The organism is Oleiphilus sp. HI0061, assembly GCF_001635675.1.
This window is the reverse complement of the sequence record NZ_LWFE01000281.1, coordinates 1-662: the sequence shown is the minus strand read 5'-3', so window position 1 is coordinate 662 and position 662 is coordinate 1. Positions and strand designations below refer to the sequence as shown.

Below are 662 nucleotides of genomic sequence, written 5' to 3'. Positions count from 1 at the left end.
GCACAGATACGAGTACATTTTCACAATCCCGATGGTTATCTGAAGCCGGGCATGTTTGCGCAGATGCGCATTGAGACGGCACCGATGGACGATACTCTGTTGATTCCCCGTCAGGCGCTGATCCGTACCGGCAGTCAATCCCGTGTTGTGCTGGCCAAGGGCGAAGGCCGTTTTAAATCCGTTGCTGTACAGGTTGGGAATATCAACGATGAGCAGGCGGAAATCATATTGGGACTTGATGAGGGCGACCGCATTGTGACGTCAGCACAATTCCTGATTGATTCCGAGTCCAGCAAAACCTCGGACTTTCGGCGCATGAATCATGGTTCGGATGATAAGGCTGAGACTATGGCTCCCACATCGGTCTGGGTCGGCGCACGTCTTAAAAGCCTGATGCCCGAACACCGGATGTTGACGCTGGCGCATGATGCCATTGATGACTGGCAATGGCCGGCCATGACCATGAATTTTACCGCCGCAAAAAATGTAGACCTTCAAGGTTTACAGTCTGATATGACTCTTCACGTAGAAATTACAAGAGAGGGCGACAACAACTATGTGATCAGCCAGATCCATCGACCCGACACCGTTACGGATGACATGCCGATGGCCGATGGTGAGTCTTCTATTAGTCATGACGTTTTGGAAATGGATCACAACCA

1 protein-coding gene is annotated in these 662 nt (G+C 51.1%); it reads left to right on the top strand.

Going from position 1 to position 662, the window contains the following annotated elements; all coding sequences use genetic code 11:
* The coding region (locus A3735_RS03660; protein ID WP_197485640.1) for an efflux RND transporter periplasmic adaptor subunit at positions 1–662 on the top strand (662 nt) is incomplete at both ends.